The organism is Marinomonas shanghaiensis (assembly GCF_003259175.1).
Lineage (GTDB): Bacteria > Pseudomonadota > Gammaproteobacteria > Pseudomonadales > Marinomonadaceae > Marinomonas > Marinomonas shanghaiensis.
In genome coordinates this window covers 60,023-86,138 of the sequence record NZ_QGOK01000015.1, presented here as the reverse complement: position 1 = coordinate 86,138, position 26,116 = coordinate 60,023, and the positions used below count along the sequence as shown (strand labels likewise).

31 protein-coding genes and 1 riboswitch are annotated in these 26,116 nt (G+C 43.9%); of the genes, 19 read left to right on the top strand and 12 right to left on the bottom strand.

From position 1 onward, the window contains the following. Window positions 1-4: 4 nt before the first annotated feature. The 7 genes from DKT73_RS13030 to DKT73_RS13000 form a co-directional block, all read right to left on the bottom strand. Window positions 5-274 (bottom strand): HPr family phosphocarrier protein, encoded by a 270-nt coding sequence (locus DKT73_RS13030; RefSeq protein WP_111638987.1) that lies wholly within the window; start codon window positions 272-274, stop codon window positions 5-7. 9 nt (window positions 275-283) lie between these two features. Next, entirely contained in the window at window positions 284-733 is a 450-nt protein-coding gene (gene ptsN, locus DKT73_RS13025) for a PTS IIA-like nitrogen regulatory protein PtsN (protein WP_111638986.1), read from the bottom strand. A gap of 16 nt (window positions 734-749) precedes the next feature. Then, on the bottom strand, window positions 750-2,222 hold the full coding sequence (locus DKT73_RS13020; RefSeq protein WP_111638985.1) for an RNA polymerase factor sigma-54: 1,473 nt from the start codon (window positions 2,220-2,222) through the stop codon (window positions 750-752). 75 nt (window positions 2,223-2,297) lie between these two features. Further along, window positions 2,298-3,023: an LPS export ABC transporter ATP-binding protein gene (gene lptB, locus DKT73_RS13015; RefSeq protein ID WP_111638984.1), complete on the bottom strand. Its 726-nt coding sequence runs from the start codon at window positions 3,021-3,023 to the stop codon at window positions 2,298-2,300. Further along, window positions 3,024-3,533 carry a lipopolysaccharide transport periplasmic protein LptA gene (gene lptA, locus DKT73_RS13010; protein ID WP_111638983.1) on the bottom strand — a complete coding sequence of 170 codons (510 nt, stop codon included), beginning with the start codon at window positions 3,531-3,533 and terminating at the stop codon, window positions 3,024-3,026. After that, window positions 3,517-4,095: an LPS export ABC transporter periplasmic protein LptC gene (gene lptC / locus DKT73_RS13005; protein WP_111638982.1), complete on the bottom strand. Its 579-nt coding sequence runs from the start codon at window positions 4,093-4,095 to the stop codon at window positions 3,517-3,519. Before lptC ends, lptA begins: the two co-directional genes overlap by 17 nt. Beyond that, complete coding sequence (locus DKT73_RS13000) at window positions 4,095-5,075, bottom strand: calcium/sodium antiporter (RefSeq protein WP_232827871.1); 981 nt, start codon at window positions 5,073-5,075, stop codon at window positions 4,095-4,097. Before DKT73_RS13000 ends, lptC begins: the two co-directional genes overlap by 1 nt. Window positions 5,076-5,225: 150 nt before the next feature. Here DKT73_RS13000 and DKT73_RS12995 point away from each other — a divergent pair, with 150 nt between their 5' ends. The 9 genes from DKT73_RS12995 to DKT73_RS12955 all read left to right on the top strand — a co-directional run bounded on the left by DKT73_RS12995 (window position 5,226) and on the right by DKT73_RS12955 (window position 12,187). Beyond that, window positions 5,226-6,074 (top strand): ABC transporter ATP-binding protein, encoded by an 849-nt coding sequence (locus tag DKT73_RS12995; protein ID WP_111639032.1) that lies wholly within the window; start codon window positions 5,226-5,228, stop codon window positions 6,072-6,074. After that, window positions 6,071-6,853: a lipid asymmetry maintenance ABC transporter permease subunit MlaE gene (gene mlaE / locus DKT73_RS12990; protein WP_111638981.1), complete on the top strand. Its 783-nt coding sequence runs from the start codon at window positions 6,071-6,073 to the stop codon at window positions 6,851-6,853. The genes DKT73_RS12995 and mlaE overlap by 4 nt, the downstream gene beginning before the upstream one ends. Before the next feature lies 1 nt (window position 6,854). Continuing rightward, complete coding sequence (gene mlaD / locus DKT73_RS12985) at window positions 6,855-7,319, top strand: outer membrane lipid asymmetry maintenance protein MlaD (RefSeq protein WP_111638980.1); 465 nt, start codon at window positions 6,855-6,857, stop codon at window positions 7,317-7,319. 3 nt (window positions 7,320-7,322) lie between these two features. Further along, a complete protein-coding gene (locus DKT73_RS12980; protein WP_111638979.1) occupies window positions 7,323-7,940 on the top strand; it encodes an MlaC/ttg2D family ABC transporter substrate-binding protein in 618 nt (205 codons plus the stop codon). 212 nt (window positions 7,941-8,152) lie between these two features. Next, window positions 8,153-8,389: a BolA family protein gene (locus DKT73_RS12975; RefSeq protein WP_111638978.1), complete on the top strand. Its 237-nt coding sequence runs from the start codon at window positions 8,153-8,155 to the stop codon at window positions 8,387-8,389. A gap of 24 nt (window positions 8,390-8,413) precedes the next feature. After that, complete coding sequence (gene murA, locus DKT73_RS12970; RefSeq protein WP_111638977.1) at window positions 8,414-9,676, top strand: UDP-N-acetylglucosamine 1-carboxyvinyltransferase; 1,263 nt, start codon at window positions 8,414-8,416, stop codon at window positions 9,674-9,676. A 1-nt stretch (window position 9,677) separates the two neighbouring features. After that, complete coding sequence (hisG, locus tag DKT73_RS12965) at window positions 9,678-10,322, top strand: ATP phosphoribosyltransferase (protein ID WP_111638976.1); 645 nt, start codon at window positions 9,678-9,680, stop codon at window positions 10,320-10,322. Next, window positions 10,323-11,633 (top strand): histidinol dehydrogenase, encoded by a 1,311-nt coding sequence (hisD, locus tag DKT73_RS12960; RefSeq protein ID WP_111638975.1) that lies wholly within the window; start codon window positions 10,323-10,325, stop codon window positions 11,631-11,633. Then, window positions 11,633-12,187, top strand: coding sequence for an SRPBCC family protein (locus tag DKT73_RS12955; RefSeq protein ID WP_111638974.1), 555 nt, complete (start codon window positions 11,633-11,635; stop codon window positions 12,185-12,187). Before hisD ends, DKT73_RS12955 begins: the two co-directional genes overlap by 1 nt. Here DKT73_RS12955 and DKT73_RS12950 read toward each other — a convergent pair. Further along, window positions 12,181-13,170 carry a S1C family serine protease gene (locus tag DKT73_RS12950; RefSeq protein ID WP_232827870.1) on the bottom strand — a complete coding sequence of 330 codons (990 nt, stop codon included), beginning with the start codon at window positions 13,168-13,170 and terminating at the stop codon, window positions 12,181-12,183. The genes DKT73_RS12955 and DKT73_RS12950 overlap by 7 nt on opposite strands. Window positions 13,171-13,251: 81 nt before the next feature. Here DKT73_RS12950 and DKT73_RS12945 point away from each other — a divergent pair, with 81 nt between their 5' ends. After that, window positions 13,252-14,016, top strand: coding sequence for a Nif3-like dinuclear metal center hexameric protein (locus tag DKT73_RS12945; RefSeq protein ID WP_111638972.1), 765 nt, complete (start codon window positions 13,252-13,254; stop codon window positions 14,014-14,016). 52 nt (window positions 14,017-14,068) lie between these two features. Here the strand turns inward: DKT73_RS12945 and DKT73_RS12940 are convergent, their stop codons facing one another. Further along, window positions 14,069-14,524: a ZapG family protein gene (locus DKT73_RS12940; protein WP_111638971.1), complete on the bottom strand. Its 456-nt coding sequence runs from the start codon at window positions 14,522-14,524 to the stop codon at window positions 14,069-14,071. A gap of 127 nt (window positions 14,525-14,651) precedes the next feature. On the opposite strand from DKT73_RS12940, the gene zapE reads away from it, so the two are divergent. From zapE to DKT73_RS12915, 5 genes are all read left to right on the top strand, one after another. Beyond that, the gene (gene zapE / locus DKT73_RS12935) at window positions 14,652-15,752 is read left to right on the top strand and encodes a cell division protein ZapE (RefSeq protein WP_111638970.1); all 1,101 of its coding nucleotides are present in this window, start codon (window positions 14,652-14,654) and stop codon (window positions 15,750-15,752) included. A 152-nt stretch (window positions 15,753-15,904) separates the two neighbouring features. Then, window positions 15,905-16,333, top strand: a complete 429-nt coding sequence (gene rplM / locus DKT73_RS12930) for a 50S ribosomal protein L13 (RefSeq protein ID WP_111606021.1) — start codon at window positions 15,905-15,907, stop codon at window positions 16,331-16,333. A gap of 14 nt (window positions 16,334-16,347) precedes the next feature. Continuing rightward, complete coding sequence (gene rpsI / locus DKT73_RS12925) at window positions 16,348-16,740, top strand: 30S ribosomal protein S9 (protein ID WP_072839866.1); 393 nt, start codon at window positions 16,348-16,350, stop codon at window positions 16,738-16,740. Between the two features lie 395 nt (window positions 16,741-17,135). Continuing rightward, window positions 17,136-17,768, top strand: a complete 633-nt coding sequence (locus tag DKT73_RS12920) for a glutathione S-transferase N-terminal domain-containing protein (RefSeq protein WP_111606020.1) — start codon at window positions 17,136-17,138, stop codon at window positions 17,766-17,768. Between the two features lie 89 nt (window positions 17,769-17,857). After that, the gene (locus DKT73_RS12915) at window positions 17,858-18,238 is read left to right on the top strand and encodes a ClpXP protease specificity-enhancing factor (protein WP_111638969.1); all 381 of its coding nucleotides are present in this window, start codon (window positions 17,858-17,860) and stop codon (window positions 18,236-18,238) included. 101 nt (window positions 18,239-18,339) lie between these two features. Here the strand turns inward: DKT73_RS12915 and DKT73_RS12910 are convergent, their stop codons facing one another. The 3 genes from DKT73_RS12910 to DKT73_RS12900 are packed head-to-tail and all read right to left on the bottom strand — an operon-like array spanning window position 18,340 to window position 21,048. Beyond that, a complete protein-coding gene (locus DKT73_RS12910; RefSeq protein WP_111638968.1) occupies window positions 18,340-18,933 on the bottom strand; it encodes an SIS domain-containing protein in 594 nt (197 codons plus the stop codon). Window positions 18,934-18,938: 5 nt separating this feature from the next. Continuing rightward, window positions 18,939-19,322, bottom strand: coding sequence for a YraN family protein (locus DKT73_RS12905; protein ID WP_111638967.1), 384 nt, complete (start codon window positions 19,320-19,322; stop codon window positions 18,939-18,941). Next, a complete protein-coding gene (locus tag DKT73_RS12900) occupies window positions 19,273-21,048 on the bottom strand; it encodes a penicillin-binding protein activator (protein ID WP_232827869.1) in 1,776 nt (591 codons plus the stop codon). The genes DKT73_RS12905 and DKT73_RS12900 overlap by 50 nt, the downstream gene beginning before the upstream one ends. Window positions 21,049-21,161: 113 nt before the next feature. Between DKT73_RS12900 and rsmI the strand changes: the two genes are divergently transcribed. The 4 genes from rsmI (at window position 21,162) to thiS (ending at window position 26,116) form a co-directional block, all read left to right on the top strand. After that, complete coding sequence (gene rsmI / locus DKT73_RS12895; RefSeq protein WP_232827868.1) at window positions 21,162-22,022, top strand: 16S rRNA (cytidine(1402)-2'-O)-methyltransferase; 861 nt, start codon at window positions 21,162-21,164, stop codon at window positions 22,020-22,022. 77 nt (window positions 22,023-22,099) lie between these two features. After that, window positions 22,100-22,204, top strand: a riboswitch (TPP riboswitch). 181 nt (window positions 22,205-22,385) lie between these two features. Then, a complete protein-coding gene (gene thiC, locus DKT73_RS12890; protein ID WP_111638964.1) occupies window positions 22,386-24,392 on the top strand; it encodes a phosphomethylpyrimidine synthase ThiC in 2,007 nt (668 codons plus the stop codon). Between the two features lie 15 nt (window positions 24,393-24,407). Next, on the top strand, window positions 24,408-25,922 hold the full coding sequence (thiE, locus tag DKT73_RS12885; protein ID WP_111638963.1) for a thiamine phosphate synthase: 1,515 nt from the start codon (window positions 24,408-24,410) through the stop codon (window positions 25,920-25,922). Next, window positions 25,919-26,116: a sulfur carrier protein ThiS gene (gene thiS, locus DKT73_RS12880; protein WP_111638962.1), complete on the top strand. Its 198-nt coding sequence runs from the start codon at window positions 25,919-25,921 to the stop codon at window positions 26,114-26,116. Before thiE ends, thiS begins: the two co-directional genes overlap by 4 nt.

Genomic DNA, 26,116 nt, shown 5'->3' with positions numbered 1-26,116 from the left:
AGCGTTACTCGTCTTCACCAAACCGATTGTTAATCAGCTCTATGATGGCGCTAATGGCCTCACCTTCATCTTCGCCATTGGTTTTTATGCGAATTTCTGTTCCTTTCCCTGCCGCAAGCATCATCATGGCCATAATGCTTTTTCCGTCGACATTGCGACCGTCTTTTTCTATGGTGATATCGCACGAGAAACGAGTGGTGGTTTCAATGAGTTTGCCAGCCGCGCGAGCATGCAGGCCAAGCTTATTGATAATGATAATAGACTCTTCCTGCATGTGCTTTTCCTATATTAAAGAATCAAAAATGGCGAATAGATCTTGATTAGATTGTGCGGTGCGCAGTTTGTCTAATGACTCAGGTGATTGAGCCAGTTCTGCGATTTGGGCTAAAGTCGCAAGATGCTGATCGCACTCGTGGGGTGGGACAATGAGCGCAAATATTAGGTCGACCGCTCTTTTATCTATGGAGTCAAAGTCAATCGGTGTTTGTAGGGACATAACGACAATCGCGGTATGATTGGCTGATTCTAGTCGGCAATGAGGGATGGCAATGCCATTGCCTATGCCTGTACTGCCGAGCTTCTCACGTCCTAAAAGAGCGTCATAAACCGCTTCGTTGTCGCAATGTAGTCGATTTGAGGCGACTTCTGCGATGCTTTCTAACACACGTTTTTTGCTAACAATATCTTGCTTTGCGAGAACAAGTTCCGCTTTTAATAATGATTTCAAGGACATGATAAAATGTTTTCCGTTAGATCAGTCGTTTGCGTTCATTGGAAGGAGGGATGTTCATCGCCTCTCGGTATTTGGCAACAGTTCGTCTTGCGACTTGAATGCCTTGATCGGCTAAAATAGCCGCTAATTTGTTGTCACTTAGTGGTTTTTTGGGTGGTTCATCCGCCACAAGTTTCTTAATCATAGCTCGTATTGCGGTGGAAGAACATTCTCCTCCAGCGGCAGTGTTGACGTGGCTTGAGAAAAAATACTTCAGCTCAAAAATACCCTTAGGTGTGTGCATGTATTTTTGTGTTGTAACCCTTGAAATAGTCGATTCATGCATGCCGACTTCTTCTGCGACATCGTGAAGTACCATGGGTTTCATTGCTTCTTCACCAAGCTCAAAAAAATCGATTTGTCGACTCACAATACAGCTTGCCACTTTTAGTAGCGTTTCATTTCTACTTTGTAGGCTTTTCATAAACCACTTCGCCTCTTGGAGTGAGGTTTTAATGTAGGTGGCGTCTTCTGCTGTTGCCGCTGTGCTTGCCATAGCTGAATAGGTTTCATTGATTTTTATTGGCGGTAACGCTTCATTATTTAGTTCGACTTGCCAAACATCATGACGTTTTTTGACGGACACATCAGGAATGACGTAATCGGTATCGTCTGCGTCTATAACGGAGCCTGGTCGAGGGTTGAGCTGTTGTATTAGGTCAATGACTTCTTTTAAGGCTTCGTCTTTTAGTTTGGTCTTACGGCTCAGTTGTGCAAAATCACGATTGCCCAATAGGGGGAGATAATGATCAATAATATTATGAGTGCTTTTATAAAGCGGGTGATTGCTGAATGCCTCCAATTGCACAAGCAAACAATCACGCAAGTCGATAGAACAAACACCCACAGGATCAAAGCGCTGTAATCTATGCTGTACGGCAATGACTTCTTCTATTTCTAAGTCTTCTAACTCAACCGCTAGAGATTCACATATTTCATCTGGGGAGATGCTTAAATAGCCATCTGGTTGGACACATTCGATAATAGCATAAGCGATTTCTATGTCTCGGTCTGACATGTGAGTCAGATTCAGTTGCCAGATAAGATGGTCTTGAATGCTCTCGGCGGGAGCGTTGCGACTTTCGAAGTCACCGTCACCTTCATAGCTATTATGATCGCTGACAGCGGCAGAGCTTTGGTATGTATCATCCCAATTGCTATCAATTGACAGTTCTTCAGGGATACTTTCTGTCCATTCCGACTCTACACGCTCTTCTTCGTTATTGGTTTCGGTTGTGTGGTCTGTTGCGCTTTTTGTTTCTATGCTCGCAGGAATGTCGATGTGCATGTGCTCATCATCGTCGAGTTCAAGGAGTGGGTTAGATTCAAGAAATTCGTGTATTTCTTGTTTTAAATCCAACGTAGAAAGCTGCAGCAAGCGAATGGCTTGTTGCAGTTGCGGTGTCATCGTCAGCTGTTGGCCGAGCTTTAATTGTAAAGACTGCTTCATAGAGCAACTCTTTCAGTTTGAGTGAATTGGAACGAGTTATGCATACTACTCCCTTTCTACAGCAATGATAAGGGGTTACAGACGGAAGTCGTCGCCTAAATAAACCTTTTTTACTTGTTCATTATTGATAACGGTGTTCGCATCACCTGAAGCAATGATGTAACCGTTGCCAACAATGTACGCTTTATCGCATATGTCTAAGGTTTCTCTGACGTTGTGATCGGTAATTAAAACACCAATTCCACTTTCTTGCAGGTGTTTGATGATCAGCTTGATATCGCCAACCGAGATAGGGTCAACACCGGCGAAGGGTTCATCTAGGAGTATGAATTTTGGGTTCATTGCAAGCGCTCTGGCTATTTCAACCCGACGTCTTTCTCCTCCGGACAGTGCCATGCCTAAGTTGGTGCGTATATGGTTAATGTGGAACTCTTCTAATAGCTCCTCAAGTCTTTCCGCTTGCTGAGCTTTGTTAAGCTCTTTGCGAGTTTCCAGAATGGCGAGAATGTTGTCTTCAACAGACATTTTTCTGAAAATAGACGCTTCTTGTGGGAGGTAGCCAATACCTTTTTGCGCACGTGTGTGCATGGCATCGTGAGTGATATCTTGGCCGTCGATAAAAATACCGCCAGCATCATTGGCGACCATGCCAACAATCATGTAAAAACAAGTCGTCTTTCCTGCACCATTTGGCCCTAGTAGACCAACTGCTTCACCAGACTCTACGGCAATAGAGACATCTTTTACAACCTGTCGCTTTTTGTAGCTTTTCGCCAAATGTTTTGCTTCCAGTAATGCCATTTATTTCTTAGCCTCGGGTGCTTGTGGTTGCAATGTCATATTGACGCGACCAGAATCTTTTTTCTCTGCACTGAAGGTGCCATCATTGATCATATACAGAATGTAGTCTGCCGTAATGGAGTTTTGCATACGGCTTAAGTAGCCGTCGCCGATGATCTCTAATTTTGATTCTGTGGTCAGATAATTGATTTTATTGCCTTTACTTATCACAATATTGCCACTCCAATCGATCTGTTGACTGAATTTGGCTGGTTTACCTGTTGCTTCTAAGCTACTAAATTTTCTGGTGTTTACGTTTGTTGATACTTTGAGGTATTGCGCTTGAATCTCAATAGTGCCTTGTTTGACAAACACGTTGCCTTTGTATATGGCTTCCCCTGTATTTTGATTAAAGGAGGCTTCGTCAGCTTGGATTTCAAGCGGCTTATTTATGTCATCAGGCAATGCGTGAGCATATTGGCCTATGAAGGCTGAGGCAACCAATAGGCTGATGTTAACGAACTGTTTCATATTGTCCTCTTACAGATCCTGTCATCACGACTTCTTCTGAATTGATGTAAGTAGTAATCTCGCTGGCCGTCGTGTTTCCTTGAGGGGAAATAAGGGTTGCATTTCCATAGCTGGTTAATGACTGGTCTTTATCTAGATAATGCACGTTATCCGCGCTAAGTTGTATGTCTTCAGATTGAAGGTATTTTTTCGTTGCCCGAGCATTTTCTGTCAATAAAATGTCACTGCTGCCATCTTCGATAACTCCTTTCTCTGCTTTCGCACTCCAAGAACCAGAGGTTGATTGGCGCTCAATACTGGGCTTTTCCAATAGGGTTCTAGATTTTGCTATATAGTGTAGAGTTTGCTCGGCGTCCAAGGTTTCGATTAATTGGCCGCTTGAGTCGAATTCTCTCACTTTTACGTCCGTGATAAAATAGTCTGGCGAGCTGCTCAGTGAATCGGTTTCAACCAGATTTCTAGTGGGTATTGTTCCATACCAAAAAGTAAGAGCGAACAAAATTAAAGTCGCTCCACTTAGAAAGAGGTTTTTTGCCGTAATCAGTTTTGTCAAAAAATGCATCACACCGAGCCATTTGTGCTGATCATGAATAAATAAACACCGTAAGAAGCGACAAGCGGAAGTCCCACCCAGCGTGGGATGCTGTTGTTCTTGTTGTTTTTGAACACAAAAATCGCGACGGCAAGTGCTGCGGTCAGTCCAAGTACCCAAGGGAAGTCTCGGCTAATGACGTTGGCGTCGACAAGTCCCGGTGCAATAAGGGCAGGCAATGGTAATACAGTGGCTAAGTTAAAAATGTTTGAGCCAATGATGTTGCCAATTGCAATGTCGTGATGGCCTTTTCGTACGCTACTTATGGACGCTGCCAGTTCAGGTAGGCTTGTGCCAACAGCAACGATAGTGAGGCCGATGACTAACTCACTTACACCAAGAGCGGTTGCTATGCCAATGGCGCCCCATACCAATAATTTCGAACTACCAATCAAAACCGCTAGTCCAATAAGCGCGATAAACAGAGATTTTACAACGGGTGCGCCATCGTCTTCAGGTAGCTCATCCGCAAGTTCGCTTTCAAGATCCTTATTGCCTTTCAATAATATGGTCAAGATCACCACAAAGGCGGCCAGAAGTATTATGCCGTCCCATAGATCAAGTGTTTGATCGTAAAGCAATGCCCCTGTGAGTAAGGTGATTGCCAGCACAAGTGGCACTTCTTTTTTTGCAAGCCCTTTCGCAATAGGAACTGCTGAAAAGAAAAGGGTGATACCAAATACAAGCGCTATGTTTGCGATATTGGAGCCTAATACGTTACCAACGGCAATTTCTGGAGCATTGTCTAACGCTGCAATAGCGGAAACAACCATCTCTGGGGCTGACGTGCCAAATGCAACGAGAGTAATCCCTATTATCATCGGATTGACATTGAGTTTTTCTGCAACTAAAGCAGAGTGTTCGATGAATTTGTCAGAACTCATGATTAACAAAACGAGTCCCACAATGAGGGCAACAGAAAATAACAGCATGGTATTGAAATTACTCATAGATTTTAGGAATCACCATTTAATGAGGTTTGACGTTTGAATTCAAGACTTGATCTCACAAACAAGGTGCATTTAGTGGTGTCATGATTTTATTTATTGGAGTGCAGTGATAGTATCAGGCGATATTTTATAGTGATTAAAGGTGTATCAGTGGTAGATGCTTATATAAGGGTCAATGATCTGAGTTTTTTTAGAGGAGATCGTGTTATTTATGAAAATGTCTCTCTAACCATACCTAAGGGAAAAATCACGGCTGTCATGGGGCCGAGTGGAACGGGAAAAACCACGTTGTTGCGTCTGATCGCCGCGCAACTTACCCCTACGGCAGGTACTATTTTTGTTAATGGGCAAAATGTACATGCTTTGTCTCGTACTGAGCTCTACAAAGTGCGTAAGAAAATGGGCATGTTGTTTCAAAGTGGTGCCTTGTTTACGGACATGTCAGTGGCAGAGAATGTCGCGTTTCCTATGGAGGAGCATACTAAGCTTAGTGCGAAAGAGATTGCCTCCATCGTGTCTGATAAGTTGCATAGCGTTGGCCTTCGGGGTGCCGCTAAAATGATGCCGGCGGAGTTGTCAGGTGGAATGGCGAGACGGGTTGCGTTGGCTCGTGCAATCGCATTAGACCCAGAGTTAGTTATGTATGATGAGCCATTTACAGGTCAGGATCCCATATCGAAAGGTGTGTTGGTGAAGTTGATTCGCCAGCTTAATGATTCCGCAAATATCACCTCAGTGTTGGTTTCTCATGATGTGAAAGAGTCTTTATCTATTGCAGATCATGTTTGTATTTTGGCTGGTGGGCGAGTGATTGCCGAAGGCTCTGCCAAGGATATTCTTGCTTCTGAAGATCCTGAAGTGCGGCAGTTTTTGAATGGCGAACCAGATGGACCAGTGCCATTTCATTATCCTGAGAGTGTTGATGACAGTGATGTCGATCTTCAGGGTGGTCCCCAATCTGTTGCGAGTAAGTCTAATAAAGGTGGAGCGATACAGTGAAAGTAATTATTTCTTTGGGCGCATGGCTTTTTGACTGGTTAGAAGCGGTAGGGCGAGCAGGTATCTTTTTGGTTCAAAGCGTTTGCCGATTTCCTGTTCGGTTTAGCGAGTCGGTGAATTTGCTGGTAAAGCAGCTTTATTCGGTTGGTGTGTTGTCTCTTGTTATTATTCTTGTGTCAGGGGCATTTATCGGCATGGTGCTGTCGCTGCAGGGTTACAGTATTTTAGCGAAATTTGGCTCTGAAGAGGCGGTAGGACAGTTGTTGGCGCTTTCGCTGTTGCGCGAGTTATCACCAGTTGTGACCGCGCTTTTGTTTGCAGGCCGAGCGGGTTCTTCTTTGACGGCAGAGATCGGTTTAATGAAAGCCACTGAGCAGTTATCCAGCTATGAAATGATGGGAGTTGATCCGCTTCGACGTGTTATTGCGCCACGCTTCATCGCTGGTGTCATTTGTTTGCCGCTGTTGAGTTTAATCTTTTCGGCCTCTGGGATTCTTGGAGGGCAATTGGTTTCAGTGGGTTGGTTGGGTGTTTATGATGGCGCGTTTTGGTCATCTATGCAGCAATCAGTGCATTTTGATACTGATATTATGAATGGTGTCATTAAGGCGGTGTGTTTTGCTGTTGTCGTTACTTGGATAGCGGTGTATCAGGGGTATGAGTGTGTGCCAACTTCAGAGGGGATAGGCAAAGCGACTACCCGTACTGTGGTATTAAGTTCATTGGCTATTTTGGCGTTAGATTTTGTATTGACCGCTGCTATGTTTGGAGATTTTTAGGATGAGAAGTAAGCGAGCTGAGTTATTGGTTGGGTGTTTTATTGTACTGGGTGTTGCCGCTCTTGTTTATTTGGCTGTACAAGTGAGTGGCTTGGCTTTTTCTAGTAAAAAAGATACTTATCAGGTTGTTGCTAGGTTTGATGATATTGCGGGCTTAACAAGTCGAGCCAAAGTTTCCATAGCGGGCGTAACAGTGGGTAGTGTTGAATCCATTACGTTTGATAAGGAGTTGTATATGGCGTTAGTGACCATGAATATCCACTCTGACGTAAATAATATTCCAACGGACAGCTCTATTGCCGTATTGACGAGTGGTTTGTTGGGTGAGAAATATTTGGGTATATCGATTGGTGCGGATGACGAGATGCTGAAAAATGGCAGTGAAATATACGACACCCAATCAGCCCTTGTTTTAGAGACCTTGATTAGTCAGTTTTTGTTTAAAGCTGGCGACTCGGAGAAATAAGCTATGTCTAAAATTGTTATGAGTTTTTTGTTTGTTCTAACTGCGTTTTGTTCAAATTTGGCGTGGTCTAATGTCGATGGTGCAAGAGATGCTGTCATCAATGTGGTAGATGCTTTTCGTAAAGATATTGTTGCAGATAAGACTGTTCTGGCTTCAAATCCAGCTCTGCTTGAGCAGCGCGTCAACGCTATTCTCGAAGATGTGGTGGATTTTGATGATTTTTCAAAAAAAGTCATGGGGAAGTATTATCGTAGAGCGACTGCCGAACAAAGGGTGCGTTTTGCCACGGTGACTAAAGATACCTTGCTGAAAACCTATGGTGCTTCTCTGTTAGAGCTTGATGCAAATCGTATTAATGTTTTGCCATTGGGTCCGCAAGGGCAAGGTCGAGAAACGAAAGTGGATGTGGATTTCCAGATGGAAGCGGGTGGTATGTTGAACATCAGTTTTTATATGGAGCAGTCCAAGGCAGGCAAATGGATGCTTAGTAACGTTGTCATCAATAATATTAATTTTGGCTTAACTTTCCGTAAGCAGTTTGCGGTCATGATGGAGCAAAATAGAAACGATATTGAAGCGGCTATTTCTGCATGGCGTGACTCTTTGGCGAAAAAGTCCTAGCGGTCCTCTCGTCTATTTTATGTTCCTTATAGAATCCGAATTCAGGTGATGAGTTCGGATTTTTTTGTTTTTTCTGTCTGCTATTGTCAGTCTGGATTAAAATCTTGGAAAACAAGAGGTTTTTTATTCAGAGTTGGGCTTGTGGGTGTTAAGTAGTTGGCTGTACTCATGTAGAATAGTGCAATCAAATATCTTTATCTATTGGAGCGACTGTGAACGCAGGTGAAGTTAAAGCACTTTTAGAATCCTCTATTCCCAACTGCGAAGTTATTGCAGAAGGGGAAGGTTGTAATTTCCAAGTGGTAGTAGTAACAAGTGAATTCGAAGGCCTGTCCACAGTGAAGAGGCAGCAGCTTGTATACTCACACCTTCAAAAGGCTATATCCAGTGGCGCCATTCATGCCGTTACAATGAAAACCTATACGCCAGAACAAATAAGCAAGCTATAAATGCGATTATAAGAGATTAAAAATATGGATAAGCTTCTGATTACCGGTGGTACTCGGCTTAATGGTGTTGTTCGCGCTTCAGGTGCGAAAAACGCCGCGTTGCCTATTTTAGCGGCAACTTTGTTAACAAAAGACTTGATTACAATTAAAAACCTCCCTCATTTGCATGACATCACTACCATGCTTGAGCTGCTTGGCTCTATGGGGTGTGGTGTGGTCGTGGATGAGAAAATGAGTGTGCAATTAGACGTTTCCACACTCAATAACTGTGAAGCACCTTATGATCTTGTAAAAACCATGCGTGCTTCTATTTTGGTTTTGGGCCCTCTTGTTAGCCATTTCGGTAAAGCAATTGTGTCGCTGCCAGGTGGTTGTGCGATCGGCAGCCGGCCTGTGGATTTGCATCTGCGTGGTCTAGAAGCAATGGGGGCCAAGATATCTGTTGAAGGTGGCGACATTGTTGCTAGTGTGGATGGTCGCCTTAAAGGCGCGCGTATCTTTTTTGATAAGGTAACGGTTACGGGAACCGAGAATTTGCTGATGGCCGCCACCTTGGCAGATGGAAAAACGATTTTAGAAAACGCAGCGCGTGAGCCTGAAGTGGTTGATTTGGCCGAATGCCTGATTTCCATGGGTGCTAAAATTAAAGGTCACGGTACAGATACCATTGTTATTGATGGTGTTGAGTCCTTGCACGGTACCACTTATCCCGTTATGCCGGATCGTATAGAAACAGGGACTTTCTTGGTGGCGGCTGCTATCACCGGTGGTAAAGTTAGAGTGATTGATACCAACGTGAAATCTCTTGAGGCTGTATTATCTAAACTAGAAGAAGCAGGCGCAAAAGTGACTTGTGGTGACAGTTGGATAGAAGTGGATATGGAAGGGCGTCGTCCCGATGCTGTAAATATAAGCACCGCGCCTTATCCGGCATTTCCAACCGACATGCAAGCGCAGTTTGTGGCGCTGAACTCTATTGCAAATGGCGTTGGGCGTGTAATAGAAAATATTTTTGAAAACCGTTTTATGCACGTAGATGAAATGCTTCGCATGGGGGCAGACATTGAAGTGAGTGGCAATACGGCGATTGTGCGTGGTTGCGAGCGCTTAAAAGGAGCCCCTGTGATGGCGACAGATTTGCGTGCATCAGCTAGTTTGGTGCTTTCGGCCTTAGTGGCAGAGGGCGATACAAAGATTGATCGTATTTACCACATAGACCGTGGTTATGAATGCATTGAAGAAAAATTTGGTGCATTGGGTGCGAAAATTTCACGAGTTTTGAATTGATATGAGCAGAACATTAACTATTGCTCTGTCAAAAGGGCGTATTCTTGGTGAAACTTTACCGCTTTTGGAAAAGGCGAATATTGTTCCAATTGAAGACATTAGTAAAAGTCGCAAGCTAATTTTTGATACAAATCACGAGCATATTAAGTTGGTGATTTTGCGTGCAACCGATGTGCCTACGTATGTTGATCATGGTGTGGCTGACTTTGGTGTTGCGGGTAAAGATGTGTTGATGGAAGCGTCAACAAAAAATCTTTATGAGCTTCTGGATCTTAAAATAGCGAAATGTCGTCTAATGACAGCGGGAGTTGTTGGTCAGTCGTTGCCAAATAGACGTTTAAAAGTAGCGTCTAAATTTATTAAAACAGCGAAAGCGTATTTTGCGGAGCAAGGTATTCAGGCTGATGTTATTAAATTATATGGCGCGATGGAGTTGGCTCCCATTATGGGATTGGCGGATCTGATCGTGGATATCGTTGATACTGGTAATACGCTTAAGGCTAATGGTCTTGAGGCTCGCGAGTTGATTGCGCCTATTAGTACGCGTTTGGTGGTCAATAAAGCCGCCTATAAAACTAAGTACGCAGAAATTGAGCCTATCTTAGAAATGATACGACGTGCGGTTGATGATAACGAGGGTAAATAATTGAATCTTAATATTCGAGAGTTTTCTTCTAGTTCTGATGGTTTCCGCTCTGAACTAGAATCTTTGCTTGCATGGGATTCTGTTTCCGATGCTGGTGTGCAGAAAGCGGTTGCTGATATTGTTGAGCAAGTGCGTCTTCGCGGCGATGATGCGGTCATTGAATACACAAATCGGTTTGATCGTCGTCATGTTGTTTCTTCTTCTGAGCTTGAAATTTCTCGGGAAGAGTTAGCGCTTGCAAAAAATCGCGTCAGTGCTGAATTGGTGGCTAGCCTAGAAGCCGCTGCAAAGCGGGTGCATGATTATCATCAGCGACAAAAGCAACCTTCGTGGCAGTACCAAGAGAATGACGGTACCGTGTTAGGTCAAAAGGTCACGCCTTTGGATCGCGTGGGTGTGTATGTGCCAGGTGGTAAGGCCGCTTATCCGTCGTCAGTGTTGATGAATGTGATGCCTGCAAAAGTGGCGGGAGTTGCTGAGATTATCATGGTGGTTCCAACGCCTGATGGTTTGGTCAATGATATTGTGTTGGCAGCCGCTTATATTGCAGGCGTTGACCGTGTATTTACGATAGGTGGCGCGCAAGCCGTTGCGGCTTTAGCGTACGGGACAGAGACGATTCCCAAAGTCGATAAGATTGTTGGTCCTGGTAACATCTATGTTGCCACGGCGAAGAAGATGGTATTCGGCGTAGTGGGTATCGATATGATTGCCGGACCTTCGGAAATTCTTGTGGTCTGTGATGGTAAGACTGATCCTGATTGGATTGCCATGGATTTGTTTTCGCAAGCAGAGCATGATGAAGATGCCCAATCTATTTTGATCTCACCTGACTTGGCTTTTATCAAAGATGTAAAAGCGTCTATGGAGCGTTTGATTGAAACGCAAAGTCGAAAAAATATCATTAAAGCGTCTTTAGAAGGGCGTGGCGCTTTTATTCATGTTGAAAATATGGATGAAGCGATGGATATCGCCAATGTTGTTGCGGCTGAGCATCTTGAGTTATCGATCGATGAGCCAGAAAAATGGGTCGAAAAAATCCGTCATGCGGGTGCCATTTTCATGGGACGTCATACGCCTGAGGCGTTAGGTGATTACTGTGCTGGACCTAACCATGTTTTACCGACATCTGGTACGGCAAGGTTTTCATCTCCTTTGGGGGTTTATGATTTTCAAAAGCGTAGTTCGCTGATTTACTGTTCGCCTGAAGGGGCGAGTGAGTTGGCTAAAATAGCTTCTCCTTTGGCTCGTGGAGAGTCGTTAGAGGCGCATGCTATGTCGGCTGAATATCGGATTTTGAAGGGATTATAATGGTCGGTAACTCATCGCATCCTGCTGCTCTTTATAAGCTAAGAAAAGTGACTCGCATTACGGCGCTGGTTATTTTGCTTCTGGTTGTGGTGGGCTTTTTTATGCCGACTGATTACCGTGTTGAGCGCAGTGTTGTTATAAATGCTTCAAAGACCAAGGTCTACGAAGAGATGCTTAAGGGTGACCGCTTGGCGCAGTGGATGTTTATTCAAGATGGTCGATTGAGTTCGTTTGATGGGGTTTTAGGGGACGGTGATTCTGTCTTCATAACGTATGATTCAACATCAGATCAAGGTGTTTTGTCACTCATTACTGCGTCAGAGTCTGTTGTTCGTTTTGATGTGCGTCCAAAGCCCAAGATTAATCTTGTTCACAATCAAATTCTGTTATCTGAAGTGGAGGGTGGAACTCTAGTAAACTGGATCATTGGTGGTGATCTAAGTGCTGGTTTATTGAGTCCTTACCTTGCTTTGTTTGCCAATGATATTGCAGGTAATAATTTTGAGCGTAGTTTGAATCAATTGAAAATGTTGATTGAGCGTCAAAATCAATAATTGATTCTTTGCATGGTGGGTTGTTTTTCTAGCATGATGTCAGTCTGATAGGATTGCAACCCTCTAATGCCAACAAGGGAAATATGGGTTCCGGGCTTCAAAGAGGCAATAAAGCGTCTAATCTGAAATGGATCCTCGCTTGGTGTGTTGTTTATTTCTAGTATGATATCGCCAACTTCAATGCCGGCTTTTTCGGCTGGGCTTTCTTTTGTTATATCGTTGACAAGCAGTCCGTGCTTGGAAGGAAGAGATAGATTGTCAGCCAATAACGGGGTGATCTTTTGAGCCTCCATTCCTAAATAGCCTCGTATTACTTCTCCGTGTTTTATAATGTCATTCATGACCTCAAGGGCGTCGTCCGCCGGCGTTGCAAAGCCAATTCCTTGGGAGCCGCCAGAGCTTGAGTAAATGGCTGAGCTTATGCCAATCAGTTCGCCTTTTAGGTTCACTAGAGCGCCACCTGAATTGCCTGGATTGATAGCGGCGTCTGTTTGTAGAAAGTTCTCATAGGTGTTAAGTCCTATGCTGTTGCGTCCTTTGGCGCTGATAATGCCAGCAGTGACGGTTTGGCCTATTCCAAATGGGTTGCCGATGGCAAGGATGCGATCTCCTACGGACACTTTGTCATTATCGCCCATTTTAATGCTTGGTAGGTTTAGCTGTGGTATTTTTAAAACAGCTAAGTCTGTTGATGGGTCTGAACCGATGAGTTGGGCTTCAATGCGTCGATCATCATGTAGTGCGACGACAATGCTCTGCGCGTTCTGAATAACATGATAGTTGGTGAGAATGAAGCCATCTTTTGTGACAATTACGCCTGAGCCTAAATTAATGCTATGTTTTGCGACACCTATGTCATTCAGGCCTTTTTGTTGGTTAACTTGGGTGTAAATGTTAACAACAGAAGGTGTGGCTATTTGCACGGGAGTGGAGTAGCTAGAGTCTGTATTTTTTTGCTTCTCTTGTACGAGGAGTACAGCCAAGCCTATGCAGGTTCCGGCAAGTGCAGAAAGAAGAATGGGTGACCCGTGTTTTTTTTGATTCATAAAGTATAAGGGGTTATTTTGCTGCGAAGTGAATTTGATAGTTTACTAGATAAGACATTAAGTCCAAATCGTTTTAAAGATTATGCGCCCAATGGTTTGCAGGTGGAAGGAAAAAAAGAGATTACCCGTGTGGTGACAGGTGTAACCGCCAGTCAGGCTCTTATTGACGCCGCTATTGACTATAAGGCAGATGCCATTTTTGTTCATCATGGTTACTTTTGGAAGAACGAAGATCCTCGTATCGTCGGGATGAAGTATCGCCGCATTGCTGCGCTAATCCTCAACGATATTAATTTATATGGCTACCATTTGCCATTGGATGCTCATCCAACTTTAGGGAATAATGCTGGACTGGCGGACGCAATAGGTCTGTCAAATCGATCTGGGTTACAGACTGGGGTGCCGATAGAAGACTCTATTGGTATTGTTGGTGATTTAATAAACGGGCCAATGTCAGCGGTTGCGTTTCAGAAGAGAGTTGAAGAGGCTGTAGGTCGCGATGTGTTGTTTGAGTGTGTGAATGATCGTCTTATTCATCGAGTGGCACTGTGTACAGGGGGCGCACAAGGCTATATAGAGCAGGCTGTAGCGGTCGGTGCTGATGTCTTTATTACGGGAGAGGTTTCTGAGCAAACAATACATATTGCACGTGAAATGGGCATTCATTTTGTCGCAGCGGGTCATCACGCTACCGAGCGATTCGGTGCAAAATCCATAGCGAAGTTTTTAGCTCAAGAGCATGGCTTGGATGCCATATTTATTGATATTGATAATCCTGCGTAACGTGTGGTGATAAGTAAAAAAAACGGGCTTTTTAATGGCCCGTTTTTCTATGTTACATGGTGCGTTTTGGTTCTAAGTCGAGATCTCTGTTTTCCAAGCCGAAGTTTTCACTCAGCATTCCAGGTTCTTTGCCATGTTTTAAGGCATAGTCTCTTGGCGGTTCTACTGAGTCTGAGAATTCAGAAGATAGGTTTTGTTCCGCCGTGGTGCTGGATTCAACCGTAACGTTGCTTAATTGCTTGGCGTTTTCAGCTAAACAATTGCGCAGCTCAGCGAGCCGTTTTTCAACTGTAGAAAGGTGTTGGTTGCTGTCCGTGAAAAAGTTATCAATGATAACTTGCTTGCTGTCTAACTCTTGCTGCAATGTCTTCATGGTGATGATATTTGAGCTTGAGTCTGTTTGCTTGCGGTTGTTTTTCGCAATGAAACTTTTAAGAGCGAGTGTGGCAACACAGCCAATTATAATGCCGGTGATAAAAACGATAATGTTAAATTCTTCTAAGTTCATGACTTTCTCCAAAAAACAGATAATCCATTATAGCGAAACCACCCCTACGATAACAGCTTGATAGGTGTTGTTTAAGATGCAATTTGTTAGAATGAGCATAATTTACTAATCTAATGAAAGAGCGGCGATGACACCCATTACACGTTATAAGCAAGATTTAACAAGAACAGACTTCAATTATGATCCCGCTCAAGAGGAAGCGGTAGAGGCGCTTCAGGATTTATTTGATCGTCTGGTCGCCAATCAGGCGGAAAAAGCCACAGGTGGCTTTTTAGGGCGTTTTTTGAAAAAGAAGGCGCCTACGGTTGAGCAGGGACTTTATTTTTGGGGGGGAGTGGGTCGTGGTAAGACTTACTTGATGGATACTTTTTTTGATTGTTTGCCGACGGAAAAGAAAATGCGTCTGCATTTTCATCGTTTTATGCAGATGGTTCATCAAGAATTGCGCAAACTTCACGATGTCAAAAATCCGTTAGAAATTGTAGGCAAAAAAATTTCCTCCAAAGCCCAAGTGCTGTGCTTTGATGAATTTTTTGTCACAGATATTACTGATGCCATGATTTTAGCCGGATTGCTGGAGGTGTTGTTTGAAAATGGTACGACGTTAGTTGCCACCTCAAACATTGAGCCGGATGGTTTGTATAAAAATGGTCTCCAGCGTGCACGTTTTTTGCCGGCTATTGATCTTGTGAAAAAACACACCAAAGTAATGAATGTCGATGGTGGTGTGGATTACCGGTTGCGTACGTTAAAGCAAGCTAAGTTGTATCATTTTCCTCTGAGCGAGAGTGCGGACAAGGAGTTAAATGATCGCTTTATGAGCTTGATCTCAGACGCTTCTCATATTGTAGAGGGCGGGGCTGTTGAAATAGAAGGGCGAAATATTCCCTTGCTGCGCAGCTGTGAGGGCTTGGCTTGGTTCGACATTAAAGCGCTGTGTGATGGGCCGCGAAGTCAGATCGATTATATTGAGATCGCTCGTTTGTATACGACGGTGATTATCTCTAACTTACCGCAGATGGATGCCTCGAGAGATGATTTGGCGAGGCGTTTTATCAATCTGGTTGACGAGTTTTATGATCGTCATGTGAAAGTGATTTTTTCTGCCGAAGTGGCTATTCCTGACATTTACACGGGGACACGCCTTGCATTTGAATATGATCGTACTGTTAGTCGCTTGTTGGAAATGCAATCAGAAGAATATTTATCTCTAGAGCATCGCCCATAAGCCTGTTTCTACTTTCATGTTGTTTTCTATTGGTATATACTTCGCTCGCCTTTTTAAAGGTAAGTGTACGTTGATCAAATACTATTTATTTGGCCAACCAATAATAATAGGTATAGCGTGCTATTAAGCTCGCGTATTGAAAGGGTTTTTTGATGAAAACTTTTACAGCTAAACCTGCTGAAGTTCGCCGCGACTGGTTCGTGGTTGATGCTGAAGGCAAAACTCTAGGCCGCTTGGCTACTGAAATTGCTCGCCGTCTACGTGGCAAGCATAAAGCGGAATACACTCCACACGTTGACACTGGCGATTACATCGTTGTTATTAACGCTGAGAAAATTCACGTTACAGGTAACAAAGCAGCTGCTAAACAATACTACCGCCATACTGGTTACCCAGGCGGCTTGCGTTCTATGAATTTCGAGAAGTTGATTGATCACGCTCCTGAGCGCGTTCTTGAAATCGCCGTAAAAGGTATGTTGCCAAAAGGTCCTTTGGGCCGTGCAATGCACAAGAAAATGAAAGTGTACGCTGGTACTGAGCATCCACATACTGCTCAACAACCTCAAGCCCTTAACATTTAATACGGAAGATCATTATGTCAGCTACTCAATACTACGGTACAGGTCGTCGTAAAACGTCTACCGCTCGTGTGTTCCTTAAAGCGGGTTCTGGTAACTTAGTTATCAACAACCGTACTCTTTCTCAGTACTTCGGTCGTGAAACGGCTCAGATGGTTGTTCGTCAGCCTCTTGAACTTGTTGGCGCTACTGAAAAATTTGACGTTTACATCACTGTTAAAGGTGGTGGTATCTCTGGTCAAGCTGGTGCGATCCGTCACGGTATTACACGCGCTTTGATGCAATATGATGAGACTCTACGTCGTACTCTACGTTCTGCTGGATTCGTTACACGCGACTCTCGTGAAGTTGAACGTAAGAAAGTTGGTCTACGCAAAGCACGTCGTCGTCCTCAGTTCTCTAAGCGTTAATTTTTCGCTTTGGAATTATTATCAAAACGCTTGGTGTTTTCGCCAAGCGTTTTTTTTGCTTGAAATAAAGTCAGTAATACGATTCTTACAACAAAATTGTTTTTCTAAGAAAAATTATCTGAAAATGATGTTAGAATAACTGAGCTTTAATTTTCATGGCTTCATGATAGTGTTATGAATTTACTACGTGTCGCTTGCTTTATTGGGTTGACCATATTTCATTCCAATAGTGCTGAGTGTTCGAAGCCTTGTTTTAAGAAAGGTGCGTGGTAAAGTCTCATTAAAGATTTTTTGTGATGACGAAATCGTGTAATATTTTTGTTATTTCGTCAGCATATTATAGTTTGTCCTCTCCTTTGAAGAGGACGTAGATGTTTTCAATATAGGGGTTAGACATGGGTGTTATTGCAAAGCGCTCCTCAATGACGTTCTTTTCTGATGGAGAAGATCATTACAGCCATCGAGTTCGTATTGTATTGGCCGAAAAGGCCGTCACAGTGGACATCATAGATGTAGACCCGTTTAATAAGCCGGATGAGCTGGCCGATGTAAATCCATACAATGAGCTTCCAGCATTGGTAGATCGCGACTTGGTTCTTTATGAGCCAAATGTGATGATGGAATACTTAGATGAGCGTTTCCCACATCCGCCATTGTTGCCTGTATATCCTGTTGCTCGTGCTGAAAGCCGTTTGTTTATGTACCGTATTCAGCGTGACTGGGCAAAATTAGTTGATTTGATTTTGACGAGCAAAGATAAAGAAGCGGTTGCTAAAGCGCAGAAAGAGTTGCGTGAAGGTCTGCTTAACGTTACTCCAATCTTTGAAGAAAAGCCTTACTTCATGAGTGACGAATTTACAATAGTAGACTGCTGCTTGGCTCCGATATTGTGGCGTTTACCTATATTGGGTGTAGAGATACCAAAAGATCAGGCAAGAGCGCTTTATAAATATATGGATCTTGTTTTTTCTCGTGAGTCTTTCCAAGAAAGTCTTTCTGAAGCAGAACAAGAGATGCGTTTAGACTAGCTTCAGCCTCTGAAGCGGTTGTATCAAGTCACAAAAAAGGAGCTTAGTGCTCCTTTTTTTTACTAAATATTAATTAGGTCGGAGGAAGAATGTTACCGAAAAGATCTTATTTGTTAAATGCTGCCTATGCTTGGGTGGCGGATAATGAGATGACACCTTATTTGTTGGTGGATGCAGATCAGAAAGATGTTGTTGTGCCTACTGAGTTTGTAAAAGATGGCCAGATCGTATTGAACATCGGTATGTCGGCTGTGCGTCATTTGATTATGGATAAAGAGGCGGTTTCTTTTGAGGCTCGTTTTAGTGGCAAGCCTATGCAGGTTTACGTGCCTATGCGAGCGGCGCTGGCTTTATATGCGAAAGAAAATGGTGATGGCTTTGTGTTTCCGCATGAAGAATTTCACGACGAGCCGACACCACCAACAACACCAGAGCCTAAGAAAGGGTTTCAGCTTAAGGTTGTCAAATAAAGTAAATTGTTCGGTTTAGCTGAATTTAGCAATATAAAAAGAGCCACTTTGTTAGCGCTCTTTTTTTTGCTTTAAAATAAAGGTGTTTTTGTTGTTGGTTTTTAGTCTTCGTAGCCAAACAGTTGGCGTTCTAGTAGGTCAACCAAAATATGGATAACGCTGAGCTGGCATTCGTGTACTCTGGCTGTGCCAAGTAGGTTTATCTTTATTTCTGTGTCGTCCTGAGAGGTTAGCGAAGAAACGTTTTTGGCTTCTGGGCTTGTTAGTGCGACTATACTCATTTTGCGCTCATGGGCTGCTTGAATGGCTTGTATTATAGGCGATGTGTTGCCGCGGTTGGCTATCACAAAAAGTATGTCGCCTTGATTGCCGAGCGCCGTTATTTGTTTAGAGAAGACGTCATGGTAGCTGTCATTGTGAGTGATTGCCAATAGGGCAGAGCCCTCACCGCTAAGATTGATAGCGGGTAAGCCTGGGCGTTCTCTGTCCATCCTATCCAGCATCAAGGTGCTGAAGTATTGAGCAAGGTGAGAGCCGGTGCTGTTTCCTATGCAAATGATTTTTCCGCCAGAAGCAATGCTTGAAAAAATGACCTTGGCGGCATGTTCAATATAAGGCGGTAAACTTTCCAGTGCTTGTTGTTGTGCTTCAAAACTCTGGGCAAATTGTGTGTAGATTGCTTCTTGAAAATCCATAGTGATTAAAATACTGCTTTAAGCCAAGTTAAATGTTGAGTGTCTATTTTTTCGTCAAATAAAATTGCGTCGAAACGACTCGCGTTATTTTCTTTATTATTCTTTTGTAGCCATAAAGCCGCGCTATTACGCACTTTTTTCAGCTTAGAGTGACCAAGACTTTCAGCGGCGCTGCCATGCGCGCTGTTCGCGCGAAACCGAACTTCGATGAAAACAAACGTGTGTTGATCAAGAAAAATTAAGTCAATTTCCCCCAGGCGACAGAAAAAATTTCGTTCTACAAAGTGTAACCCTTGTTTGAGAAGAAAGTCTTCTGCAGCCTGTTCGGCTCTTTCGCCGTTATTTTTCGGTGTTTTCCTTTTTCTCAAAAAATTCAGGGCTGTTTGCATAAACCAAATTTCCTTTTTGGTAAGTCATGATGACAGGTCTTTTGTGAAAGATGCCATCTTTATCCATGGTGATAATGCCAGTGTTGGCTGAAATCTTAGTGCTTGGAAGTAACGTGAATAATTGATACTTATTGGCTAATAAATACGAGTCTGCGCCCAGTGCTTGAAGGCGTCGTAGAATATTTGAATTTTGGTTTTTAGGCAGCTCATCAAGTACATTGCTATTTGGGGTTAGAGCGGGCGCTTCTGTAAAGAGGATGCGTTCTATATCACCAGGTTTGATCGATCTATCAAGAGCACTGTCATTAAGTGTGCTGCTGGCTAGCATCGGAATTTTATCGGCAAAGTAAAAATCTAGAAGAGGCCGTATTTGTTTGGCGTCATTGAGCTTGCCAACATAAAAAACGTAATCTAAATCTTCTCGAGAGCGAGCAATACTGTCGACACTGACTCCTGTCCATTGTTCTACCAGGCGTTTACGGGCGTAGCTTTCATTGATCAATAAAAGTTTTTGTATGGCATCTTGTCGGCCTTGGGGCGTGTTGGCATACGATTGATTGGATGTAATAGTGATGTTCTCATCAACAGCCGCGGCTCTAAACTCATCACTTTGTTTCAGTGCCCATGTGTCTTGCGTGCTTAAAATAGCTGCTTTGGTTGCGCCTTCTTGTTTCGCAAAATTAATCAATTCGTGAATTTCGTCTTCGGCACTTAAGGAGAAGTGATATAGATTCTTAGTATATTGGTTAAAATCCAGTTGATTAAGCGCAATAACGGGATAAGGAAGTTCTAAGCGGCTAATTTGCGCCACATTGTTTTTCTGTAGCGGGCCGATGATCACATCAGGTTGTTTCTCGTTGGCCGCATTAAGTGCCTCAGTAATGTTCTGATATTCATTCACGTTGACAATACTGACTTGTGGTCTGGCTTCTTTTTGATTGTAGAAGCTGGCGAAAAAGCCATCCACAATGGCTTGAGAAGCGCGTTCTAGGTTTCCACTCATCGGCAGCATCAAAACAATTTTCTTTGGTGCCATCTTTTCAACCGATGACATAATTTCAAAGTCTTGTGGCGGTGAAATGGCTGCGGGGTGGCTAGGGTTTTCAGACTGCCACTTTTTGAACACATTGATTTGCTGTTCTATTGACAGCGACTGATCTCGTAGAATGCTACTGATGTTTAACCAACCATTAAGGATAGGGTTCTGTTGTTTGTACAGCTCTTCTATCTCATTCTGCGTTAGGTTTTGCACAGCCATCCAGAGGCGGGTTTGATTTTCTTCGCGGTCGTTAAGTGGTAGGTTGTACGTTAAGTCCATGCGTAGCATGACAACTTCGACCCAATTACCGAAATATTCCAAAACAGAAGCTTTTGTCTGCTTCAGCTTATTCTGATTGTCAGGATAGCTTGCGCTAGAAAGCTTACCTGCTTGCGCTAGATAGTTTAAAGCTTCTATTGAATCGTCTAAATTGGCGGTGGCTAAGGCCGCTAATAAATACGCATCAAATTGAATAGGTGAATTAATAGGCAGCACTTTGTTTTCAAGTGTGTCGATAGTGTGTTGATACTCACCTTGCTCATAGTCAATTTTGGCGGAATTGTAGGCATCTGCCAAAGACCCAGACACACCAGTCCCTTTAAAAGGATGGTATATGCTGGGTGGTAGCGTTCCTTCTTGTGTCGAGCCGTTACCCGTGTATCGGGCGGCGTTTTGCTGTGCATCCATGTTTAAATTCATGGAATTACAGGCACTCAGAAGAAAAGAGCATAGAGTTAATGATATGATGCGATAATTAATGAGGCTCATAAGCTTACAAAATGACAAATAAAAGAGGCAACATGTTACCACATAGTTCTGATGATGCGAGAGGGTCGTTATACATAGTTGCAACCCCAATTGGAAATCTAGACGATTTTAGCAAAAGAGCCGAGCAAACTTTACGTGATGTAGACTATATTGCAGCGGAAGACACGCGCCATACTCGACGTTTACTCAATCATTTTGCCATCGAAGCAAAATTATTTTCTATTCATGATCACAATGAAAAAGACAAAGCCGATTATGTGGCAAGTTTACTGGATGAAGGGAAAAACGTTGCTTTGGTCTCTGACGCAGGCACGCCATTGATTTCAGATCCAGGTTATCATGTGGTCCATGCGCTACGTGAAAAAGGGCACAAAGTGGTGCCCATACCCGGTGCTTGTGCCTTGGTTGCGGCTTTGTGTGCCTCTGGCTTACCAACTGACCAATTCTTTTTTGCCGGCTTTGTTCCCGCTAAATCCAAAGGCCGCTGTGATTTATTTGAAGCCTGGAAAAAGCAGGTAGGTACCGTGGTTTTCTACGAGTCTACGCACCGTGTGTATGATTCCATCGCCGATGTTCAAAAAGTGTACGGTGACGATGCTCAATTAGTGTTGGCTCGTGAAGTGACAAAAACTTTTGAGACTTTTTTGTCTGGAACCGCGTCTGAGATTCTGGCTCAGTTTGATGCCGATGCCAATCAACTGCGTGGTGAATTCGTTGTGATGTTGAGTTTTACGCAAGAAAGTGGCAATGAAGCAGAGTTAGAAGCGAGGCGAATTTTGACCATTTTGCTCGAAGATTTGCCTGTTAAGCAAGCTGCCGCGATGGCAGCCAAATTAACGGGTGAAAAGAAAAATCATCTTTACAAAATGGCACTGGAAATGCAGAGCGAGTGAGCTTTCGGCACGTTTCTTAGATAAACGCCCATAGCAAATATGGGTGTTTACATTCCGATCAGACTGAGTATACTCAGGCCTACTTGTCGGAGTGCCATTTGGCTGAGATCGCATTATTAAATGCGGGATCCGCAGAACCTGATCGGGCTAATACCCGCGTAGGAAACAAGAAAATCTTCACTTTTTCTTTTCTGCATCGAATGAGCTCCTGATTTTTATGGAATCGATGCGGTCTTATCATGTAAAGCCTCTTTTCTACTAAAATTCAGGGTTCATGTTTTGCAATAAACGCCCTCAATGCGTTTGCCTGTGAAACAGCACCCAGACAAGCAATTCTCCATTTTTATAATAAGGGAAGTGCTCATGTCGACTACAAATGAATCCAGTAATAAACCAGCGAATACCTCTAAAAAGTCCTCTCGTGAAGCGTTACGCCAAGCGGCGAAGTCTTTTATCGAATCATTACAAGCAAGACCTTTTCCCGCTTCCGAGCGCATTTACTTAACTGGATCAGATGATTCGATTCGTGTGCCAATGCGTAAGATTAATTTGACGGACACGCCGATTGGTTCTGATCCAGATAATCTCACTTTTGAGCCTAATGAAGCCATCTATGTGTACGATTGCTCAGGCCCCTATGCGGACCCACAGGAAAACATCGATGTTTATCGTGGTTTGGCTCCCATGCGTGCATCATGGATTGATAAACGCGATGACACCGAAATATTACCAAGTGTGTCTTCTGAGTTTGCTCAATCGCGTCTAGAAAATTCGTCTCTGGACGAGTTGCGTTTCAAAGAATTGCCCAAAGTGCGCAGGGCTCGTCAAGGTAAGTGTGTGACGCAAATGCATTACGCGCGCCAAGGTATCATCACTCCAGAAATGGAATACATTGCCTTACGTGAAAATCAAAATATCGATGCCATAAAGAGCGAGTTGTTATTGCGACAGCATCCTGGCCAGAGCTTCGGAGCGAACCTACAAACGCGTATTACGCCGGAGTTTGTTCGTGATGAAGTGGCAAGAGGTCGTGCCATTATTCCTAATAACATCAATCATCCTGAATCCGAGCCGATGATCATTGGGCGTAACTTTTTGGTAAAGGTGAATGCCAATATTGGTAACTCTGCCGTGACCTCTTCCATTGAAGAAGAGGTAGAAAAGCTGGTGTGGTCGACTCGTTGGGGCGCGGATACGGTAATGGATTTATCGACGGGTAAAAACATTCATGAAACTCGTGAATGGATTTTGCGTAACTCACCTGTGCCAATCGGCACTGTGCCGATTTATCAAGCTTTAGAAAAAGTCGATGGTGTCGCTGAGAATCTTAATTGGGACGTGTTTCGCGACACTCTGATCGAGCAGGCGGAGCAGGGAGTAGATTACTTCACCATTCATGCGGGTGTTTTGCTGCGTTATGTGCCCATGACGGCTAAGCGTCTGACAGGTATCGTTTCTCGTGGTGGTTCCATCATGGCGAAATGGTGTTTAGCGCACCATAAAGAGAGTTTTCTCTACGAGCGTTTTCGTGACATTTGTGAGCTTTGTTCGGCTTACGATGTGGCCTTGTCTTTGGGGGATGGCTTGCGTCCGGGTTCGATCATGGATGCCAATGATGAAGCGCAAATGTCGGAACTTCGTACCTTGGGCGAATTGACAAAAATTGCTTGGGAGTACGATGTGCAAGTGATGATTGAAGGACCTGGGCATGTACCAATGCAGTTGATCGAAGAGAACATGACAGAGCAGTTGAAGCATTGTCATGAAGCGCCGTTTTATACATTAGGGCCGTTAACTCAAGACATTGCACCAGGGTACGATCACATCACCTCTGGTATTGGGGCGGCGCAAATCGGCTGGTACGGTTGTGCCATGTTGTGCTACGTAACGCCAAAGGAACACCTAGGCTTACCCAACAAGGAAGACGTTAAGCAGGGCTTAATCACATATAAAATTGCGGCCCATGCGGCGGATTTGGCCAAAGGTCATCCGGGGGCACAAATTCGTGATAACGCTTTATCGAAAGCGCGTTTTGAGTTTCGTTGGGAGGATCAGTTTAACCTATCGTTAGACCCAGAAACCGCTCGTTCTTATCACGATGAAACCTTACCCCAAGCCTCTGGTAAAGTGGCGCATTTTTGCTCCATGTGTGGGCCGAAATTCTGCTCAATGAAAATCACTCAAGAGGTGCGCGACTACGCCAAGGGCTTAGAACTTGAAGCGGAGAAGATCGATGTAAGTGCTTTAAAGTCGGATGCTATTGGTATCAGTGAAGCCGAAACCGGTATGCAAAAAATGTCTGAGCAATTCCGTGAGTTAGGCAGTGATGTCTATCTCACTACGGATAAACTAAAAGAAACATCCTTGTAAGGATAAGGAGGATTTATGTCGATAAAACCTCCTGTGGTCTGGTGTGTGGGGGGATCGGATTCGTCTGCCCACGCTGGACTTCAAGCGGATTTGCGTACGGGGCAAGATTTAGAATGTCACGTGCAAACCATTGTGACGTGTATTACCGCACAAAACTCGAAAGCCGTACGTTCTGTGGAGCCCGTTTCGCTGACTATGTTCAATGAGCAATGGCAAACCTTGCTTGATGATGTGCCGCCAGCGGCCATTAAGGTTAGCTTGCTACCTTCTATTGAGATTGTCAAAGCGTGCGCTTCTTGGGTGCAGACTATTAAAGCAAATTTCCCCCATGTGCTGGTGGTGTTTGATCCTGTGATGGCCGCGAGCAGTGAGTCGGGTAATCGCTTACAGCAAGATTCTGTTGGGGCTTGCTTATTAGAGTGCTTGCTGCCTGTTGTGGATGTCATTACCCCCAACTTGATGGAATTTGAGCGGTTAACAGGCTTGTCGGCTCAACAACCAGCAGTTGATATACAAGGTCAATTAGCCGCGTACCTATCGACATCAAAATGTGCGTGGTTGTTAAAAGCGGGGCACTCAAACTCAGAACAAGCCATAGATTGGTTGGTAGATCGTGACACTATCGTTGGGTTTTCCTACGCAAAACTCACCGTGCATAATACCCGAGGTACTGGTTGCACCTTATCGACTGCGTTGGCGAGCTTTATTGCCCATGGCTACGATCTTCTAGATGCCATGACCATGGCGAAAGCCTATATAACGGGCGCATTGAAAACAGGTGTGCAAATAGGTGCTGGCGCTGGGCCATTGGGACGACCTGGTTGGCCGCTTCAGATTGAAAATATGCCAACGATTGTCTCTCCATTCTCACCAATAATGTCCATGAATCAGCCGTTTGCCAAGATGGATTTTGGTAAAATGGGTTTATATCCAGTGGTGGATTCCGTGGCTTGGTTAGAACTGGTGCTTAAGCAAGGGGTGAAAATTGCTCAGTTGCGCATCAAAGACCCTAACGATGCTGATTTAAAGCATAAAATTCAACAGGCGATTAGCCTAGGAAAAGAATACGACGCTCAAGTCTTTATTAATGATTATTGGCAGCACGCTATCACGTTTGGTGCGTACGGCGTGCATCTTGGTCAGGAGGATTTAGATGTGGCGGACTTGACGCAAATTCAAGCGGCCGGATTGCGTCTCGGCATCAGTACACATGGCTACTATGAAATTGCGCGTGCACAATCTATTCAGCCAAGTTACATCGCGTTAGGGCATATTTTTCCCACGCAAACCAAAGACATGCCATCTCAACCGCAAGGTTTAACGCGTCTTACTCATTATGCCACGCTATTAAAAGGTGCCTTTCCCACGGTGGCCATTGGTGGCATTACAGGCGAACGTTTACCGGCTGTCACACGAACGGGAGTCGATAGTGTTGCTTTAGTGACAGCCATCACCAAAGCGATAGAGCCAGAAGCCACAACACGATCTTTAATGGTGGCCTTCAAGAACCATGTGAGAGGTGAGCGATGAAAATTGTGCTAAACGAAGAGCCTTATGAATTTGTTGGAAATACCCTCGAAGATTTACTGCTTGAGTTGGAGAAAAGCCAACAAGGCATTGCCATAGCGATCAATCAACAAGTCGTACCAAAAAGTTTGTGGCGCACGACTAAGTTGAATGAACAAAGTCAGGTGTTTATTTTTGAATCTATTGCTGGGGGCTAA